Annotated in this window: 19 protein-coding genes; 15 read left to right on the plus strand and 4 right to left on the minus strand. The window is 65.2% G+C overall.

Annotation, left to right across the window (positions count from 1 at the left end; genetic code table 11):
• Positions 1-5: 5 nt before the first annotated feature.
• From CLV72_RS26240 to CLV72_RS32950, 11 genes are all read left to right on the plus strand, one after another.
• A complete protein-coding gene (locus CLV72_RS26240; protein WP_106251607.1) occupies positions 6-335 on the plus strand; it encodes a pilus assembly protein TadE in 330 nt (109 codons plus the stop codon).
• Between the two features lie 47 nt (positions 336-382).
• Positions 383-1,720 (plus strand): TadA family conjugal transfer-associated ATPase, encoded by a 1,338-nt coding sequence (locus CLV72_RS26245; RefSeq protein ID WP_106251610.1) that lies wholly within the window; start codon positions 383-385, stop codon positions 1,718-1,720.
• A gap of 33 nt (positions 1,721-1,753) precedes the next feature.
• Positions 1,754-2,662, plus strand: coding sequence for a type II secretion system F family protein (locus tag CLV72_RS26250; protein ID WP_106252251.1), 909 nt, complete (start codon positions 1,754-1,756; stop codon positions 2,660-2,662).
• Between the two features lie 29 nt (positions 2,663-2,691).
• Positions 2,692-3,627 (plus strand): type II secretion system F family protein, encoded by a 936-nt coding sequence (locus CLV72_RS26255; RefSeq protein ID WP_106252253.1) that lies wholly within the window; start codon positions 2,692-2,694, stop codon positions 3,625-3,627.
• Between the two features lie 133 nt (positions 3,628-3,760).
• Entirely contained in the window at positions 3,761-5,062 is a 1,302-nt protein-coding gene (locus CLV72_RS26260) for a sensor histidine kinase (protein ID WP_106251612.1), read from the plus strand.
• Positions 5,059-5,799: a response regulator gene (locus CLV72_RS26265; protein ID WP_106251615.1), complete on the plus strand. Its 741-nt coding sequence runs from the start codon at positions 5,059-5,061 to the stop codon at positions 5,797-5,799. The genes CLV72_RS26260 and CLV72_RS26265 overlap by 4 nt, the downstream gene beginning before the upstream one ends.
• Positions 5,800-5,924: 125 nt before the next feature.
• Positions 5,925-6,161: a hypothetical protein gene (locus CLV72_RS26270; protein ID WP_245930464.1), complete on the plus strand. Its 237-nt coding sequence runs from the start codon at positions 5,925-5,927 to the stop codon at positions 6,159-6,161.
• A 79-nt stretch (positions 6,162-6,240) separates the two neighbouring features.
• Complete coding sequence (locus CLV72_RS26275) at positions 6,241-6,477, plus strand: hypothetical protein (RefSeq protein WP_245930464.1); 237 nt, start codon at positions 6,241-6,243, stop codon at positions 6,475-6,477.
• A gap of 173 nt (positions 6,478-6,650) precedes the next feature.
• Entirely contained in the window at positions 6,651-7,736 is a 1,086-nt protein-coding gene (locus tag CLV72_RS26280; protein ID WP_170141117.1) for a VldE C-terminal domain-containing protein, read from the plus strand.
• A 67-nt stretch (positions 7,737-7,803) separates the two neighbouring features.
• Positions 7,804-9,345 carry an OmpA family protein gene (locus tag CLV72_RS26285; protein WP_245930465.1) on the plus strand — a complete coding sequence of 514 codons (1,542 nt, stop codon included), beginning with the start codon at positions 7,804-7,806 and terminating at the stop codon, positions 9,343-9,345.
• 76 nt (positions 9,346-9,421) lie between these two features.
• On the plus strand, positions 9,422-9,964 hold the full coding sequence (locus CLV72_RS32950; protein WP_211303130.1) for an aggregation-promoting factor C-terminal-like domain-containing protein: 543 nt from the start codon (positions 9,422-9,424) through the stop codon (positions 9,962-9,964).
• Between the two features lie 151 nt (positions 9,965-10,115).
• On the opposite strand, the gene CLV72_RS26295 is transcribed toward CLV72_RS32950, so the two are convergent.
• Genes CLV72_RS26295 through CLV72_RS31890 form a run of 3 tightly spaced genes read right to left on the minus strand, consistent with a single transcriptional unit; the run spans position 10,116 to position 12,564 of the window.
• A complete protein-coding gene (locus CLV72_RS26295) occupies positions 10,116-10,505 on the minus strand; it encodes a hypothetical protein (protein ID WP_106251621.1) in 390 nt (129 codons plus the stop codon).
• Between the two features lie 35 nt (positions 10,506-10,540).
• Positions 10,541-11,152: a hypothetical protein gene (locus CLV72_RS26300; protein ID WP_146159566.1), complete on the minus strand. Its 612-nt coding sequence runs from the start codon at positions 11,150-11,152 to the stop codon at positions 10,541-10,543.
• Positions 11,153-11,196: 44 nt separating this feature from the next.
• Complete coding sequence (locus tag CLV72_RS31890) at positions 11,197-12,564, minus strand: hypothetical protein (protein WP_146159567.1); 1,368 nt, start codon at positions 12,562-12,564, stop codon at positions 11,197-11,199.
• Positions 12,565-12,810: 246 nt separating this feature from the next.
• On the opposite strand from CLV72_RS31890, the gene CLV72_RS26310 reads away from it, so the two are divergent.
• The 4 genes from CLV72_RS26310 (at position 12,811) to CLV72_RS32425 (ending at position 15,719) form a co-directional block, all read left to right on the plus strand.
• Positions 12,811-13,224, plus strand: coding sequence for a hypothetical protein (locus tag CLV72_RS26310; RefSeq protein ID WP_146159568.1), 414 nt, complete (start codon positions 12,811-12,813; stop codon positions 13,222-13,224).
• Positions 13,225-13,386: 162 nt separating this feature from the next.
• The gene (locus CLV72_RS26315; protein ID WP_146159569.1) at positions 13,387-14,913 is read left to right on the plus strand and encodes a hypothetical protein; all 1,527 of its coding nucleotides are present in this window, start codon (positions 13,387-13,389) and stop codon (positions 14,911-14,913) included.
• A gap of 7 nt (positions 14,914-14,920) precedes the next feature.
• On the plus strand, positions 14,921-15,418 hold the full coding sequence (locus tag CLV72_RS26320; protein ID WP_106251632.1) for a hypothetical protein: 498 nt from the start codon (positions 14,921-14,923) through the stop codon (positions 15,416-15,418).
• A gap of 145 nt (positions 15,419-15,563) precedes the next feature.
• Entirely contained in the window at positions 15,564-15,719 is a 156-nt protein-coding gene (locus tag CLV72_RS32425; RefSeq protein ID WP_170141118.1) for a hypothetical protein, read from the plus strand.
• A 95-nt stretch (positions 15,720-15,814) separates the two neighbouring features.
• On the opposite strand, the gene CLV72_RS26325 is transcribed toward CLV72_RS32425, so the two are convergent.
• Positions 15,815-17,536 (minus strand): ABC transporter family substrate-binding protein, encoded by a 1,722-nt coding sequence (locus CLV72_RS26325; RefSeq protein ID WP_106251635.1) that lies wholly within the window; start codon positions 17,534-17,536, stop codon positions 15,815-15,817.
• Positions 17,537-17,582 lie beyond the last annotated feature (46 nt).

Raw genomic sequence — 17,582 nt, forward strand, 5'->3', positions numbered from 1 at the left:
CCGAAATGGTCGGCTACGCCTCGATGATGCTGGTCTTCCTCACCTGCTTCGTGATGTTCTTCGAGGCGTTCGCCGCCTTCACCGCGATCGAGCGCGCCGAGAACGCGGCCAGGACCGGCGCCCGGGTGGCGGCGCGGCAGGGGTCACTGCCGGCCGGCGAGGCCGCGATCGGCGCGGCGCTCCCCGGTTGGCTGCGTGCACAGAGCCAGTACTCGCTCGAGGACTCCGGCGACGGCTTCATCGCGAGGGTCAGTTTCGACGTGCCCCTGCTGTGGAGCAACGCCCCACTCGACATCACCATCGATCGAGAGGTTGAAATGCCCAACGTCGGCTGACGGACGAGGGAAACCATTCATCTCATTCGAGTAGGTCAAGGGGCGTCATGGGACTGAAGGACCGGCTGGACGAGGATCGGCAACTCGATCAGCAGGATGAACGGCTCGGCGTCAGCCACTGGCGGCGCCGGCTACTGGATGAAGTCAACCTTGACGACCTGGCACTGCTCAACCTCGCTCAGCGGCGCGTGCGGCTGGAGAAGGTCGTCGGACACATCCTCTCGCGCGAGGGGCCGGTGCTGTCCGACCGCGAACGCGGCAGCCTCATCCGCCGGGTCGTCGACGAGGCTCTCGGCCTCGGTGTGCTCGAGCCGCTGCTCGCGGACGAGACCGTCACCGAGATCATGGTGAACGGCCCGAACACGATCTACATCGAGCGCCGCGGCCAGGTGCAGAAGAACGAGATCGTCTTCGCCAACGAAGACCAGCTCATGCAGACGATCGACCGCATCGTCTCCACGGTCAACCGGCGTGTCGACGAGTCCAGCCCCATGGTGGACGCGCGCCTGCCCACCGGCGAACGCGTCAACGTCATCATTCCGCCGCTGTCGCTGTCCGGCCCGATCATCACCATCCGGCGGTTCCCGCGGGCGTACACGCTCGAGGAGCTGATGCAGCGCGGCGCCCTGGACCAGCAGACGAGCGTACTGCTCGCCTCCCTGGTACGGGCCCGCTTCAACATCGTGGTCGCGGGCGGTACCGGTACCGGTAAGACGACGTTCCTGAATGCCCTCTCCGGGTTCATCCCCGGGGACGACCGCATCATCACGATCGAGGACTCCGCCGAACTGCAACTCCAGCAGGAGCACGTCATCCGGTTGGAGACCCGCCCGGCCAACATCGAGGGCAAGGGCCAGATCACCATCCGCGACCTGGTCCGCAACTCGCTGCGTATGCGCCCCGACCGCATCATCGTGGGTGAGGTCCGAGGCGCCGAGACCCTCGACATGCTGCAGGCGATGAACACCGGACACGACGGCTCACTGGTGACGGTGCACGCGAACACCGCCTTCGACGCGGTCCACCGCCTGGAGACGCTGGCCTCGATGAGCGAGGTCAAGATCCCGTACGAGGCGATCCGCGACCAGGTGAACAGTGCCATCGACTGCATCGTGCACCTTGGCCGCTGGCCGGACGGCAGCCGACGGATCAACGAGCTCGCCGTCGTGTCCTCGTCGCACCGCGAGCAGTTCAAGCTCGAGACACTGATGAAATTCGAGGCCGAGCCCATGAGCCCCGACCGGAAGGTGCGCGGCAAGTTCCGCACGTTCCCGATCCCGCGCACCGTGGCCAACCGCATCATCAACGCCGGCGAAGTCGTGCCCGCCGCCTTCGGTGTCGCCCCGGCCGAACCGGTCTTTCCGCCCGCACGCCCCGCACACTGACGAGGAACGCCAGTGAACAACTATCTGCTGATCATGATCGGCCTGCTGGTCACCGTGGTTCTCGCGGCGTGGGGGAGCATCGACTACCTGCTCGGCCTCCAGCAGCGCCGCGAACTGGCGTCCCGCAGTGCGCTGGCCCATGTCGAGTACCGGGCGAGCCATCCGCTGGAGCGTCTCGACGTGCTGCTGCGGCGGTACAAGTGGGGCAAGCAGATCGAGCTGCGAGTCGCCCGTTCCGGCATCAAGATGAGGACCTCGGCCTTCGTACTGCTCCTGGCCGCCGGCGCGCTCGCCTCCATCGTGATCGTCTGGAACCTGCTCGCGCCGCTCTTCGGCATCGCTTCCGCGGTCGGCGTGGGCTTCCTGTTCTTCAGCTTCCTGCGGAACGCCGAGCAGCGCCGGGTCGAGCTGTTCACCCAGCAGCTGCCCGATCTGGCCCGCGTGCTGTCCAACGCCACGTCGGCGGGCTTGTCGCTGCCGACCGCGATGGCCATCGCAGCCGATGAACTGGAGGATCCCGCGGGCAGCGAACTGCGGCGCATCTCCGAATCGCTGAAGGTCGGGCAGCCGTTCGAAACCGCCGTCAACGACCTCCGTGAGCGGATGCCCTCCCGCGAGCTGGGCGTGCTGATGAGCACCCTGCTCGTCGCCGCCCGGTCGGGCGGTGGCCTGGTCACCGCGCTCCGGCACATCTCCGAGACGCTCGAGGACCGCAAGGAGACCCGTCGCGAGGTCCGCACCATTCTCAACGAGTCGGCGACGACCGCCTGGGCCCTCGGCTTCCTCGGTCTGGGCAGCGTCTTCCTGATGAGCTTCCTGATGCCTGACGCCGTACGGAACATGACATCGTCATTCATCGGCCAGCTCGTGCTCGGTGCGTCGGTCGCCTTTTTCGTCGTCGGTCTGATCGCCGCCCGCAGGATGACCCGGATCAAGTTCTAGGAGCACGTGTCCCGGCCATGTTCACTCTCATGCCGACCTACCTTCCCACCTGGGCCGTACTACTCATATCCAGCGCCGGTTTCGCCTGCGTGATCCTTGCGGCCTGGGGCCACCATCTCGCGACCGCAGAGAGCCGGGTCGCCGCCAGCGCTCAGTTCGAATTGCAGAAGCCGAAGAAGAAGGAAGAAGAGATCTTCATCCTTTACCGGATCACCGAGCTTCTCGGAAAGCCTTTCGGTGACACGGTCCTGCGCTTCTTCAATACCGAGCAGCAGCGCAAGCTCCGACGGCGTATCGAGGCCGCCGGCCGGCCTGAAGGGCTGACCAGCGTCGAGCGCTACGCGCAGCGGAAGGCCGGCGAGATCATCCTCTACGGGATCTTCGCCCTGCTCATTTCGCTCAGCCAGGGACCGATCGGCCTGGCGCTGCTGATGTTCATCTTCATGAGCGACATGCTGCTCTGGCAGGCGGCCCGCAAGCGCCAGGACGAGATCCAGCAGCAACTGCCCGACTTCCTCGACGTCCTGGCGGTGACGGTCGGGGCCGGCCTGTCCTTCCGTCAGGCCCTCGACCGCACCACCGAGTCGATGCCCGGCGCGATGGCCGAGGAGTTCAACATCGCGCTCCGGCAGATGGATCTCGGCACCCCGCGGCGCGAGGCCTTCGCCGCCCTCCGGGAGCGCAACAGCAACGAGGCGCTGGCCAAGTTCATCTCGGCGCTCCAGCAGTCCGAGGAACTCGGCGCACCGCTGGCCACCACGCTCAACACCATCAGCGAGGACATGCGTCGCTCCGACGCCCAGTTCATGCGGCAGAAGGCGCAGAAGCTCAATCCGCAGGTCACCATGGTGAGCGCGTTCTTCCTGGTACCGGGGCTGATTCTGCTGGTCATCGGGGTGATGATCTTCGGTCTGAACACCGAGGAGGGAGGCTTCTCGCAGATCTTCGGCGGCCAGGGCCTCTAGCCGCGGTCCGCTCCGTCGGACGTACTTTCAGGGACGGTGATTCGCACGGCAAGGCACTGCGGAGGCGCCCGGAATCATTCCTTAGGGAACCCATACGGATCGACCATCGTCCGAGAACGGGAGGAGCTGATCCGTGTCTGACGTAACGGCGGCCACCCGTTTCGGTGGCACACTGCAACTACTCATGCATCTGCGGTTGATCCTGTCGGGAATCGGACTTCTCCTCATTCCCCAAGCCAGGGTCAGCCTGACCCTGCTGTGCGTGGTGTCCGGATTCGCCGTGCTCACCTGGCTGGTCTCACGCTATTGGGAACGCCTGACGCCCTATTTGGTACACCACCCGCTGCTCACCGTTCTCGACGCGTTCATCGCCGCGGTCGTCCTCACCGTCGCGGGTCCGAGCAGCCCGTTCTTCATCGCGACAGTACTGACCGCGACCGTCGCCGGTCTACTGCTGAACGGGTGGGGTGTACTCATCATCGTCGGATTCCAGACGATGTGCTATGCCGCCGCGCTCACCTTCTATCTCCTACTGGTAAGTCCTGGTCCAGACATTCTGAGCATCCAAGACGTGCTCATCAATCCGGTGCTCTATCCGGTGGCCGGATTCGTCGGACTGCGGCTGCGCCGGATCTTCGACGAACTGGAGTCAGAACAGCGCGGCCGGCAGATCGCGGAGCGCGACGCGGCGGCCGCCCAGGAACGCGCCAGACTGGCCCGGGAAATGCACGATTCCCTGGCGAAGACTCTCCGCGGCATCGCGATGACCGCTCAGGCCCTGCCCGTCTGGATCACCAAGAATCCGGAGCGGGCGGCGACCGAGGCCGCACGGATCGCCTCCGCCACCGAACTCGCCTCCGCGGAGGCGCGCGAGTTGATCAGCGAACTGCGGATCGACAATGTGCCGCAGCCGTTCGGCGAGACGGTCCGGCAGATCGCGACGGAATGGGCCTCCACCGGTTCGGTCGAACTGGACCTGCGGGTGGATGAGCTGAGCGATGCCCTGCAACTCGAAGCACTGGTGCGGCACGAGGCCGTGTCGATCCTGCGCGAAGCCCTGGTGAACGTGGATCGACACTCCGACGCCACCAGTGTCTCCGTCAGCCTGGAGACGACCCAGACCGAGGCGACCTTGCACATCCACGACAACGGCTCGGGCTTCGTTCTCGACGACGGCGCTGCGGAGTGGTTCCGAAAGGGCCATTACGGCCTGGTGGGGATGTACGAACGGGCCGAGCGGGCCAAGGCCCGCCTCGACATCGACTCCGCCCCCGGGAAGGGCACTTCGGTGCGTCTTCAACTGCCCGGCACGGTCGATGGACTCAAGCTCAGCGATCCCGTCGCGCCGCCGCGCGCGATCTCCCCCATGCCGATCGCACCGGGGCTCCTGCGGGACGAGTTGACGGAATCCTCAATCTCCACGGAGGCCAGATGAGTGCGACACGCCCCGATCCCATCCGCGTTCTCGCCGTCGATGACAACCCCGTGGTACGCGCGGGCCTGGTCGCGCTATTGGAGATCAACGATGACATCTCCGTCATCGCCGAGGCGGGAAACGGCCAAGAGGCACTGGAACTGGCGGAACGGCTGCGCCCTGACGTCACCCTGCTGGACGTGCGGATGCCGCTGGTGGACGGAGTCACCGCTCTGGAACGGCTGACGCAGTTCACCACCGTCATCATGCTCACCCACACCGAGGACCCGCAGGTCATCCAGACCGCGCTACGCCGCGGCGCCAAGGGATACCTGGTGCACGGAGCCTTCACCGCGGCCGAACTCAGCAATGCCGTCCATGGCGTGGTCGATGGCAATGCCAATCCGCTGTCGCCGATCGCGGTGCAGGCCCTGCTGAGCGCCGTCCAGGCCGGACCGGCCGAACCGCCGCCGTCTCCCGCCACAGCCGGAAACCACGGCGTGATGCTGGGCCTGTCGCGCCGGGAGACGGAGGTCATGGGCTTGATCGCCCAAGGACTCTCCAACGCCGCCATCGCCCACGAGCTCTACCTGTCCGAAAAGACCGTCAAGAACCACGTCAACCGGATCTACGCCAAGCTGCAGGTCGAGTCGCGCGCCGCCGCGGTCGCCCATTGGCACCGCTCGGCGGACAGGTCCGACGCACGCCGGGACGGCCCGGTTCCACCGTCCAGGACCCAGAAATCTTGGGCCCCCTGACCGCAGCGCAATTGGGTCCATGGACCCTTGGGGCCACTTCGCCACTCGCGTAGATTCTCCTTAACAGCAGCAAAGAGACGAAAAACAAAGCAGCAGTCGGAACCACATTCTTGACGAGGCCAGCAATGAAGATGATCACTCTCCTCCAGATCCAGGCCAGCAACTTCATCTACGAGCGCAAGCAGGCCCTCCGCAGCGCACTGCACCGCGACGGTGAGCGCGGCGCCGGCATCGTCGAATACGGCGCCCTGATCGTCCTCGCCGGCCTCCTCATGCTGCTCCTGTACAACGCCTTCGACGACACCATCCAGGACGCCGTCGAGGACGGCCTGGAGAACCTGTTCGACATGGACGAGTTCTAAACGAGCCTTCTAAACGAAGGAAAGGTTTCCTTTCCTTCATTCCAGATCTCGCCCGGCTACCGAGTCAATGAGGCCAGCAATGAAGATGATCACTCTCCTCCAGATCCAGGCCAGCAACTTCATCTACGAGCGCAAGCAGGCCCTCCGCAGCGCACTGCACCGCGACGGTGAGCGCGGCGCCGGCATCGTCGAATACGGCGCCCTGATCGTCCTCGCCGGCCTCCTCATGCTGCTCCTGTACAACGCCTTCGACGACACCATCCAGGACGCCGTCGAGGACGGCCTGGAGAACCTGTTCGACATGGACGAGTTCTAGGATTCTCCCGACTCGGGCAGATGACCAGATGCCGAGCCGGTGCGGGGGAGCGGTACACCGCTCCCCCGCACCGGCATGTCCCGTACCCGTATCCGATTCCTTGAGTTGCACGCCCCAGCATGCGTTCCGGCAGTGGACGAACGGTCGGCTGCCTCCCCTACCAGGGACCGCTCATGATTTTTCGCTTTCCCAGCTCGTCCTCGCGTGACCAGGGCAACGCGTCGATCCTGTTGATGACCGGACTGACACTGGCGCTGGTCGCGCTCTCTGTGCTGTTCGTCCGGATCGGTAATGCCAACGACATGCGCAGCAATGCTCAGACGGCTGCCGACGCCGCGGCGCTGGCCGGCGCTCAGGCGATCCGTGACGCGAGCGCCGAGATCATGGCAGACAGCGGCTTTCTGCACTTTGCCATGGTCAGCGAGGGCATGGTCGAGACTCGGGCGAGCCAGTATGCCGAGCGCAATGGTGCCGTCCTGCAGGATGTGCGGCTCAGTTCAGGGCTCGGTACGGCCGTGCGAGTCGAGGTGACCGGACCGGGCTGTCAACGCTCGCTGGAAGAGGGCGGCGAACGTGAGTGGGGGGACACCGAGTGCCAGGGAAACGAGGAGGAGGACGACATCCCGACGATCGGCAGCAATGCCGCCGCGGTGGCCCGAGTGATCATGCCGGACTGTGAGCCGGTATGGAATCAGGTACTCAACCGCTTCGTATCGTACTGCAACGGTATCCCCATCTTCCAAGCGTCGACCGCGTACCCGTTCTTCGAAGTCGAACTCGTTGACGAGGAGGAGCCGTACGCTTACTCGGCACTCGCCAATCTCGGATCACATGTGATGCCTGGCAGCCCGATGGGGAATTGCACCGCCCCTGACCCCTATAACGTCACCGGCCAGGTCACCGCCCAGATGTGCGCGACCCACAACGTCATCGTCTCCAATTTCGACTTTCCGCACGGCGTGGGCTGCTTTCGCCATGGTCCACCTGAGCACGGCATCGGCCAGGCGTGCGACTACATGATCTCCAATTACACCACACCGACCCAAGAGCAGTTGGCGTACGGAGACCAGGTCGCGCTTTCCATTATGCACAGCGCTGCAGGGCTAGGAATCAAGTACATTATTTGGCGACAGCGTATCTGGAATCACGAGAACCTCGAACCACCCACCCAGTCGGTCGATCAATGGCGGCTGATGGAGGACCGTGGCAGTGTCACGCAGAACCACTACGACCACATCCACGTCTCAGTGGTTCGTTAGGCTCGCGATCGACTTACGAGTACCGTATGACTGCCATGACGAGATCCGAGGGAGAGGGAACAAGACCGTGCTGATCCCCAACCGGCCCTTGCACACCGAACGCCATCGGTTGCGCACGCTCAAGGTAGGAGTAGCACTCACACTCACCACCCTCGTGCTTAGTAGCTGTGTATCAGGCTCTGAGGGTGGTGCTGACCCCAATGGCACCGCGTCACCTGGTGCCCCATCTGGAGAGGGACAGAGCCAGGCGATCGCGACGACCAGCATCTCCTCGCTCTCTCAACCCGCGAGGATCGAAGTACAGGCCCTGGAACGCGGCGGGGAAGACATGGTGACGCTGCGCTTCGAGGTCTTCAATGACGGTGACGACCAACTGAACCTTCAACGCGCCTTCACTGGCGACGAAGGCAGCGGCCGACGGCCGAGCGATGTCACGTTGGTTGATACCAGGAATGCACAGCGCTATCTGCCTCTCCAGACCGACGACGGTGAATGTTACTGCAACGAGTTCGAAGCCCGAATCGACCCCGGCCAGAGCCAGGAAGCGTGGGTGACTTTCCCTGCACCACCCGCCGACCTGGACTATCTCACCGCGCTTATTCCTCCTGCTGCACCGTTCTTTGACCTTCCGGTAAGCGAGGGAAGTGGTCCGCCTGAGGAGCCCGCTGGCTCTTTGCAGGATCCCCGTATCCTTGATCTGCGTTTCCTCCAAGACGACCTCAGTGGTGAGAGCTCTACTGATCAGACAGGTGATCAGCTAAGCATCATGCTTTCGTCTGACGTCTTGTTCGACACAAACGAATCGACCCTCACGAACCGCGCCCAGGAAGCGATCGCGGAAGCTGCTGGCCAGATCGACGAATCGGGAGCGACGCAGGTTCAAATCGACGGCCACACCGATGACACCGGCGATGACGATATCAATGACCCACTATCCGAAGCCCGGGCCGAATCTGTAGAAGCTGAACTTAGCAGCGCAGTGACAAACGACGTCACCTTCGAGACCGCCGGTCATGGTTCTTCGGACCCTGTGGCCACGAACGAGACCGAGGAGGGGCGGCAGCGCAACCGACGAGTCACCATCACGTTCGAACGTGCCCAGGCCCCTACGTCGAGCAGCCCTTCCGCGGCCATTCCATCGTCCGGGACCGCCGCACCGCCCAACACCGCAGGTCCACAGGTCAACCAAGGGGAACTTCCGGTTCTGGGTACCTCGGAACATGAGGAGCAGGCCGGCGTCAATGCCCAGGTGAACCATTTCTCGCGTTCCCGTGACGGATACGTGGCGCTTCTGTGGACCATTCAAAACGAAGGTACCGAGCGACTCAACACCGGTGCCGGCTTCCGCAACGAAGTGTACGAATACAGTCCCGACGCTGACAGCGGCGCCACGATCACCGATCCGACAGCGCAGTTGCGCTATCACCCGTTGATGGATGCCGAAACCGGATGTCTCTGTTCACCAGATCTCGGCCGCGGTGAGACCAACTCTGTAGAACCAGGACAGTCGGTGGTGCGGTGGAGTATGTACCGGTTGCCGGCTGCGGTTGCGAGTTCGAGCATTGATATTGAGCATTTCGGAACCATTGAAGACATAGCGATCCCGTAAATCTTCACCTGTGAAGCCAGGAGTGTGGACCGTGTCACCCCCTAGATATTGCGCCCATGATGACAGGGGCGCTGGCATGGTTGAGACCGCCAGTGCTGTGCTGCTCGTTTCGGTGATCATCGCCGGGGTTCTGGCGACCGGTGCCGGCGACACGCTCAATGATGGTGTTCGCTCGGCGGTCTGCCTGGTCCAGGGACCCGCCTGCGACGAGACATGGGTGGATGAGTTGCGTCCTGAGGAGCCCGAGCAGGCCTTCTTGCCGCTCGGGATTCCTCCGGGGGGCGTTCAGAATGAAGGGAACCGGCAGCTCGGGCGGCAGATGGCGCTTGAGCGGGGTTGGGACGGGGCCGAGTGGGAGTGCCTGGACAACCTGTGGCAGCGGGAGAGCGGGTGGAACCATGAGGCGGAGAATCCGTCTTCAGGGGCCTACGGCATTCCGCAGGCGCTGCCGCCGGACAAGCTCGCCACCGCGGGGTCTGACTGGCAGAGCAATCCGGCAACCCAGATCACCTGGGGGCTGGACTACATCGAGGATCGGTACACGACTCCATGCCAGGCTTGGGCGTTCTGGCTGAATCCGGACGACTCCGTGCCGGGAGCCAGTACCCACTGGTACTGAGCTGCCGGATAGGAGAGTCACTGGAAGAGTGTTGTCCGATGGACGGCCCCCTACAGCAGATGGGCCGATCAATAGAGCTTTTCCAATGACTCCCCAGGAAACACGAAAGGGCTCCCCGATAACATCGGGGAGCCCTTTCTCTGTTCTTCTGTCAGCGCCGGTTGCGGAATACCGGGCCGAGCAGCCAGCCGGCGATCGCGCCGACCGCGGCGAGAAGGCCGTTGACGATGACCACAGGGGGGTTGCCGCCGATCGGGGTGGCCAGAGCGACCAGTTCGATGACGATGGCGAGCAGGGGGATGGCGAAGACGGCGAGTGCGTGCCTGCCGGCGCGAGTGCGCTCAGGACGCCGGTGTACCAGGCCGGCGGCGAGGGCGACGAACAGACCGACGGCGAACTGGACCGGACCGGTCCACATGATCTCGCCGCCGACGGTGTCCATGGCGGCCGGGTCACCGTTGAAGATGACCACGCCCAGGCCGATGAAGGCGACGAGGAACCAGGTGACGATGCCGACGAGCCATGACCAGAACAGGTCCATGCGCTTCTTTCCTTCGGGTGTCTGCGGGGATCGGCTCAGCCCTCGAGGGCGACGCTGCCGGTGATCTGGTCGAACAGGGCGTCGTTGGTGTGCTCGGCCAGCGCGGTGATGCGCAGCAGCCAGTAGGTGCCCTGGTCGTTGACCATCGTGAGGTCGAGGCCGCGCCGGTCGAGAGGCGGCTCCTCGTCGAAGAGGGTGTAGGTGTAGTGGACCTCGTGGGCGCTCGAAGCGCCCGGCACGATGGCTTCGCCGCGTTCGCCGCGGTCCATCCGGACCTCCAGGGCGAGAGCCGACATGATGCCCTCACCGCGGGACCGGGCATCTTCGTTGGCTTCGGTCGGGCCGCTGAGGACGGTCACTCGGGCGATCTCCTGATCGCCTTCGAAGCCCGCGTAGCCGCCGACGACCGGGGATTCCAGCTCCTCCGAGGCCGTCTCAGTCCACCCCTCGGGGACCGCGAAGCTCAGGCGGTCGACGGTGACCGGGGTGAAGCCCTCAGGGACCTCCACCTGTCCGGCCGCTTCCGGGGGCGCTTCCTCGCCGGCCGTACCGGCGGCCGGAGGGGCCGGGTCGGCACCGGACGAGCAGCCGCCGGCGAGCAGGACCCCGAGGGCCAGCACTGTGGCGGATACGGCGGTCGTACGCATCTTCAGAGACTTCCGTTCTGGTGAGGGCTGTGGGGTGCCGGTCATCAGGCGCAGGCTTCCCAGTCGACGTACTCGCGGCTGCCGTCCCGCGGCGCTCCGAGGTACTCGGCACCGGTGACGTCCCAGTTCTCGCTCGTGACCCCGCCGGAGAGGCCGAGCTTCAGACCGAGCTTGATCGACGCTCCGATCGTGAACTCGTCGCCTTCGACGTCATAGGTGACCCGGGAACTCCGCCCATTATTGAACAGCAGCTGCTCGAACTCGGAGGCATTGGGGTCGAGCTCGGTGGGAGCCATGTCATCCCAGGTCAGACCGAGTGCGTCGTCGTGGCCCATGTTGCCGACCCAGTCTTGCAGGATCGCCCGCTCCTCATCGGTCTCGGCCCGGACCTCGGTGCTGACGACTTCGGCCTCCCCGTTGACGATCGTCGTCTGCACCAGGGTCACACCGACGACGTTTCCGTCGGCGTCGTAGTCGACCTTGAGTGCGCCTTCGCGGGCTGCGTCGCCTTCAGGGCCCACGGATTCGGTGCCGAGACTCGCGGTGGCGCCACCGGCGACATTGCCGCCGATGGTGTAGGTGTGCGAGTAGCTCCCGTCGCGGTTCTCCTCGACGCTGTATACGGCGTTGCCCTCACCGTTCACTTCGAGTGCGACCTCGGGAAGCCCGTCTTCCACCTGCCAATCGCCTTCCTGCTCACCTTCCTGGTTTTCCCCGTTCTCGGTGTTCTCGCCGTTCTCCGTGTTCTCGCCGTTCTCGTTGTTGTTGTCGTTGTTGTTATTATTGTTGTCGTTATTGCCGTTACCGTTACCGTTGCCGTTGACGTTGCCGCCGACGTCGACCCCGGCGTTGACGCCGGCGTCGCCCTGTACCGAGAGCTCGCCCTCGTAGCGGGTGACGTCGGGCTCGGGCAGGTCGGCGCCGCCGAAGAGGTCCCAGGCACCGCCGATGAGCCAGCCCACCGGTCCGCCGTCCTGAACGGCCTCGATCTGTGCGTACTCCTGGAAGTCGCTCTCGAAGCTGTCCGCCTCGCCGGCCGGCACGATCCAGGTGTCACCGAGGCGGAGCGAACCCGAGACACCGATGTTCGCCTCGGCTCCGAGGCCGACGGGCCCGGCCTCCAGTTCGGCGCCGATGCCGGCACTCACACCGATCATGCTCTCGTCGACGAGCGTGAACTGGCTGGTGCCGTCGGAGAAGTCCTCACGGATGAGGTGGTAGCCGCGGCCGAGATCGACGATCAGGATCTCGACGCCCGCCTGGTAGCTGTCGCTGTCGCGGTTCTGCATACAGGAGCTGGGCTCGTAGTAGTCATCGAGCACCGCCTCGCAGTTCTCGTCCGGGCTGAAAAGTTGGCAGAGCGCCACTTCGACGCGCGGTTGGAAGTTCGGGTAGACGATGGGAATGGTCACGAGACCAACGAGGGCGCCGGCCAAGGTGATGAGCGCCGCATACTGGAGGGTGCTCGCTCCAGTGTCCCTGAACCTGTGCCGCGCTGACCACATCTTCCCGCCACTTCCGCTAGACCAGAAATCTGCGCGATCAACCTATCGGCGGCAGAATGACCTTGACAGGGCCTACGGTCCCGTTCCGGTTTGGGCCCCTGTCGGCACTGATAGAGTTCTGCGTTATCGGGATACTTGCTTCGCTTTCAGGGGATGCGGATGGAGCGGTTTCGAGCCGTAGCGCTCATCGTGCTGGCACTGATGGCCGAGGTGGTCATCATGGTGACGGGCCTGGTGCTGTTCTCGATCGGGGCGCTTGTCGTTGCCACTGGGGGTTCACCGGCGCCGAGCGCTGATTCGTTCAATCTCGGTGTCGCGGTCGCCGGCTTCCTGGTGATCGCGGTGTCGAGTGCGCTCGCGGCCTTGGTGGCGGTGCTGCTGCTGCGGTTCGCTCGCTCGCTGTCGGGTGTCGCGGTCGCCGCGACGGCGATGGCGGGGCCGCTCGCCACGGCGCTCGCCAGCGTTCTCATGTTCGGTGGCGCGGCAGGCGAGGTGGTCCTCTACGTCGGCGCCACCGTGGTCGGCTGCGCGCCGGTGGCGGTGTTCGCGGCGCGGAGGCGCCGCTGACCCGGCATGGACTCTGGGCCCTGATTTGGGTCCCCTCCTCACGGCATTGGGTCTACGGACACTGCTCTTGAGTATCCGATAAACGATACAGTCAGACTGTCTTATCCGATTCGCGACGATCCTGTTTGATCCGTCGCTCCCCCTCGGGTTTGGGACTCTCTGATGTCTGCTTCCGTCCGCCGCCGGGTCCGTGACGAGGGCGCCTCCAGTGTGCAGTACGCGGGGCTGATCGTCCTGTCCGGTGTCCTCGTCGTCGCTGTCGGCACCGCGGCCACCGTGCCGACGGTGCGCGACGGGGTCGCGAACGCCTTGTGCCAGTTGTTCAGCGGGATCACCGGAGCCGAATGCGAAGGCGGGGAGCAGGCCGGGCCGCCCCGACCACCCGAGAACCACACCTGCACGCTCAGCTACACCGACACCGGGGCGACGGCATCGGTGCGGTTCCCGGTGCGTTATGTGGACATCGGCGTGGGGGTCACGGCTGCGGTGCAGACGACGCAGGTGGTCCGGCCCGACGGCTCGATCGGGTACGACGTCACGATCTCCCTGCAGGGGGAAGGGCTTGTCGCACTGCCTCGGACGCAGATGCAGAACATCGATCCGGACCTGTATGGGGGTCTGCTGGCCGGAGGGTCCCAGAAATGGGAGTTCGCGTCCGAGGCCGACGCTGAGGCCCTCCCCGCCCTGTTCGCCGAACGGATGGCGCACGATGTCGCGCGGGCGAACCTTCTCACCGGTCCCGGCCTCGCCGTCGCGGACCGGGTACCGGGTCTGCGTGAGGCCGTGGCGCCGCCGGAGCTGCCGCCTGTCACGGAGACCAGTGGACAGGGCGGGATCTTCATCGGCGGTGGCGTCGAATTGGAGGGGGCACCCGGTGATCTCGAGATCCAGGCGGCAGTGGAAGCGCGCGGTGCCCTGGTTCTGGGCGGCACCCACAACCACACCACCGGCGAGACCAAGGTGAGAATGGAACTGGGTGCTGAGGGCTCGGGCTCGGCTGGGGTGAATATCGGCAGCCTGTACGAGAATCTTCCGGAAGCCGCGCGGAACGCGAGCGGCACCGCGGTCAGCGGCGCCATCACCGCACTGGAGGCGGCCGCCTCGGCCTCGGCCGGATACCCCGTCACCTTCCCACCTCAGGTCGTCACCTATCTGTCCGATAACTGGCCCAACGTCGAAGGCGCCATCTCCGGAAAGATCACCACTACTACGGAGCTCACCTTCAATGACCAGGGTGAACTCATCGGAGAGCAGCGTCAGACCGATATACAGTGGAACTTCGCCGTGGGAGCCGATATCGCCCCGGCCGAACTGGAGAACCTCGACGAACTCGAGTTCGGCGCCAATATGGTCCTGGCGGGCAGCCGGTCCCAGGAGACCGAGACGGTCGACCTCTCGGACCCCGCCGACCGTGAGATCGTCGAAGACTACTACGGCCAGTCTGTCACCACCTCCCAACCCGACGCCTTCGGTGACGCCGCCGACGCAAGGGAGAGCCTCTACGACCGGGAAGGGGAACGGACCCGTCAGGAGTGGGACCTGTCCGGTGGCAATGGTTTCATCGGAGCCGACCGCAACAGCGTCGCCGCCGACGCAGGGCTTACCCAGTCCACGGGCGAACTGAGTAGTGCCGAGTACTACGACCGTTCCACTGGATCATGGATTCCATGGGACGGCTGCACGCTATAGGGCGGATATGCGAGTTCTCTATCTGATTGTTTCGGCAACCCGACTCGTCTTCATCGTCGGAATCTTTCCGGTCTTCCTGCTGATCTGCGTGAACGAGTTCGTCCGGCCCTTCACGGAGACGCGCGTCATTGGAGCGGTCTTCTGCGGCGCCGTTGCTTTCATCCTCTGGCAGGAGATGCTGGTCGGCGCTCCGGTGAACCGGTACATCGAGCGTCGTCAGGTGCCTTCGACGGCCGAGGTCGTCGATGTGCGACTCGTCAATAACGGCCGCAACCGCTACACCCTGAGCTACATCGACTTGGCCGGCGCGCAACGTACCCGCAAGGTGCGGTACCCGACTCTTCTCCGCGTCGGGCAGACGGTGCCGATCTTTCTCGAACCGAACCGGCCCGATTTCGTGAAGGTCGTTCGCCCGAAGCCGACCGCGATCGGGTGGACCCTGTGGCTCCTGGCCCCGATCGGGTTCACCACGGCCACAGTGCTACTGCTGGCCTCGGGGCCATGAGCGAGGACCCCGGCTCTACTCCAATAGGTCTCCAGACCCAAGGGAAGGGGCGCGATCATTGGGTCCGGAGGCCGTACCACCGCGGCTAGGAAAGGTTTACCGTTGGTTCATTCCAACGGTCCCCGCTCCCGTTTGAGGCGAATCTATGCTCTTCTCCGCTCAGTTTCGTGTACGCCGTCGCCGTTCGCGTCGCGCGGCGGCGGACGGCGGTGCGCTGAGCGTGGAGGGTGTGCTCGGCACCCTCTTCGTGCTCGTGCTGGCCGTCGCGCTGTTTCTGCATTTCTTTCCGATGGAGTTGTGAGGGGCGGGACGCGCCCGAAGTGAGCGGTGCCCGCCGGAGTCGCTCCGGCGGGCACCGTTCGTGTGCTGGTGTTCAGTTGTGCGACGGGGGATGCGTCACTGGGCGACGCGGCCGATGTCCTGGTAGCGGATGCTGGCCAGGCCGCGGGCTCCGTAGTTGACCACGTCGGAGTCCACCGCGAAGATGCCGGGGCGCTGGAAGAGGGGCAGGCTCATGCCGTTCTCCCAGAGCATCTGGTCGATCTCGTTGATGGTGGCGGCGCGGGCGGCCGGGTCGGCCTCGGTGAGCGCCTCGGCGAAGGTGGCGTCGATCTCCGGGGTGCCGGTGAAGCCGGTGTTGTTGCCCCAGTCCTCGGAGCCCTCCGGCGGCATGACCCAGTTCTCCTCGGAGTCCGACTGGAAGGGGTTGGAGGAGATGAGGACGAAGCCGGCGATGTCGAAGTTCGCGGCGTAGATGTAGTCGGTGAAGTAGACGTTGACGTCCTGGGCCTCCGGCTCCACCGCGATGCCGATCTCGGCCAGCATGGCCTGGACCAGCTCGGCCTCGTTCTGCGAGGTCTGGATGCCGGCCGGGTAGACGTAGCGCAGCCGCAGCTCCTCGCCCTCGGCGTTGGTGCGCACCTCGGCGCCCTCGGCCAGGGTCCAGCCGGCCTCGTCCAGCTTGGCGCCCGCCTCCTCGGGGTTGTACTCGGCCAGGTCGCCGCCGTTGTCCTGGTAGTGCTCGGCCGTGCTCAGCAGCAGCCGGTTGTTGAGCAGCACGCTCGGCCAGTCCAGGCCCTCGAAGGTCGAGGAGGCGATGGCCTCGCGGTTGATGCCCTGCGAGACGGCCTGGCGGACCAGCGGGTCGGACATGATCTCGCTGCTGCCGTTGTACTGCAGGAAGCGGAAGCCGTTGTCCGGGGCGCGGCGGATCACGCCGTGCGGTGCCTCCTCCTGGACGCGCTGGTACGCGGTGGCGTCCGTGGCGATCTCGAAGGCGTCGATCTCCTCGTTGATGAAGGCGCCGGCCATGGCGTCGGTCGCCATGCCGCGGAAGATCAGCCGGTCGAGGAGGGCCGGGTCGCCCCAGAAGTCCTCGTTGCGCTCCAGCGTGATGGTCTGGGAGGTGTCGTCCCGCTCGACGAAGTTGAACGGGCCCGCCGTGACGGGGATGTCCTCCAGGTAGCCCTCGTTGAAGCGTTCGGGGTCGGAGGTGTACTCGCGCGGGTACAGCTGCGCGAAGGTGTGCTGGTACTCGCCGAACGGCTCGGCGTAGGTGACGACGACCTGGTACTCGTCCTCGCCCTGCTCGATGCTCTCGATCCGGTCGTAGCCGGTGGTCGAGCCGACCTGGTAGCCGTCGTCGGCCCCCATGACGGCCTCCCACTGGGACTGGAAGTCCTCCCAGGTGATGGGGTCGCCGTTGCTCCACACGCCCTCGGGGTTGAGGGTGAGGGTCAGCACGGGGGTCTCGCCCGACTCGTCGTACTCGAAGTCGACGAGGTAGTCGGGGTCGGGGGTGACGGCGCCGGTCTCGTCGTAGTCCCAGATGGTGGGCAGCACCGCGTTCATGATGCGGTCCACATTGGCGAGGTTGCCGTCGGGGTGGAGCAGGTTGTACTGCGAGTCGTACGCGCTGAGCGCCCACACGAACTCGCCGCCCGGCTCGATCTCCTCGCGGGGGGTCGCGGCGATGTCGATGATGGGGATGTCACCGAAGTCGGGGCCCTGGGACTCGGCCTCGCCGCTCTCGCCACCACCGCCGCCGCAGGCGCTGGCCAGCAGCGCCAACGCGGCCACGGGCGCCGCGAACGACACCCATCGGCGATACCTTCTCATCTGCTCCTCCTGAATGGGGTTCCGCTTGGACTGCCCCAGCGCGGGA

The sequence above is a fragment of the Allonocardiopsis opalescens genome, from assembly GCF_003002095.1.
GTDB classification, from domain to species: Bacteria; Actinomycetota; Actinomycetes; order Streptosporangiales; family Streptosporangiaceae; genus Allonocardiopsis; species Allonocardiopsis opalescens.

Coding starts and splice junctions, on each gene's coding strand:
- CLV72_RS26240 (WP_106251607.1), top strand. CDS start 6: ATGGTCGGCTACGCCTCGATGATGCTGGTCTTCCTCACCTGCTTCGTG.
- CLV72_RS26245 (WP_106251610.1), top strand. CDS start 383: ATGGGACTGAAGGACCGGCTGGACGAGGATCGGCAACTCGATCAGCAG.
- CLV72_RS26250 (WP_106252251.1), top strand. CDS start 1,754: ATGATCGGCCTGCTGGTCACCGTGGTTCTCGCGGCGTGGGGGAGCATC.
- CLV72_RS26255 (WP_106252253.1), top strand. CDS start 2,692: ATGCCGACCTACCTTCCCACCTGGGCCGTACTACTCATATCCAGCGCC.
- CLV72_RS26265 (WP_106251615.1), top strand. CDS start 5,059: ATGAGTGCGACACGCCCCGATCCCATCCGCGTTCTCGCCGTCGATGAC.
- CLV72_RS26270 (WP_245930464.1), top strand. CDS start 5,925: ATGAAGATGATCACTCTCCTCCAGATCCAGGCCAGCAACTTCATCTAC.
- CLV72_RS26275 (WP_245930464.1), top strand. CDS start 6,241: ATGAAGATGATCACTCTCCTCCAGATCCAGGCCAGCAACTTCATCTAC.
- CLV72_RS26280 (WP_170141117.1), top strand. CDS start 6,651: ATGATTTTTCGCTTTCCCAGCTCGTCCTCGCGTGACCAGGGCAACGCG.
- CLV72_RS32950 (WP_211303130.1), top strand. CDS start 9,422: ATGGTTGAGACCGCCAGTGCTGTGCTGCTCGTTTCGGTGATCATCGCC.
- CLV72_RS26295 (WP_106251621.1), bottom strand. CDS start 10,505: ATGGACCTGTTCTGGTCATGGCTCGTCGGCATCGTCACCTGGTTCCTC.
- CLV72_RS26300 (WP_146159566.1), bottom strand. CDS start 11,152: ATGCGTACGACCGCCGTATCCGCCACAGTGCTGGCCCTCGGGGTCCTG.
- CLV72_RS26310 (WP_146159568.1), top strand. CDS start 12,811: ATGCGGATGGAGCGGTTTCGAGCCGTAGCGCTCATCGTGCTGGCACTG.
- CLV72_RS26315 (WP_146159569.1), top strand. CDS start 13,387: ATGTCTGCTTCCGTCCGCCGCCGGGTCCGTGACGAGGGCGCCTCCAGT.
- CLV72_RS26320 (WP_106251632.1), top strand. CDS start 14,921: ATGCGAGTTCTCTATCTGATTGTTTCGGCAACCCGACTCGTCTTCATC.
- CLV72_RS32425 (WP_170141118.1), top strand. CDS start 15,564: ATGCTCTTCTCCGCTCAGTTTCGTGTACGCCGTCGCCGTTCGCGTCGC.
- CLV72_RS26325 (WP_106251635.1), bottom strand. CDS start 17,536: ATGAGAAGGTATCGCCGATGGGTGTCGTTCGCGGCGCCCGTGGCCGCG.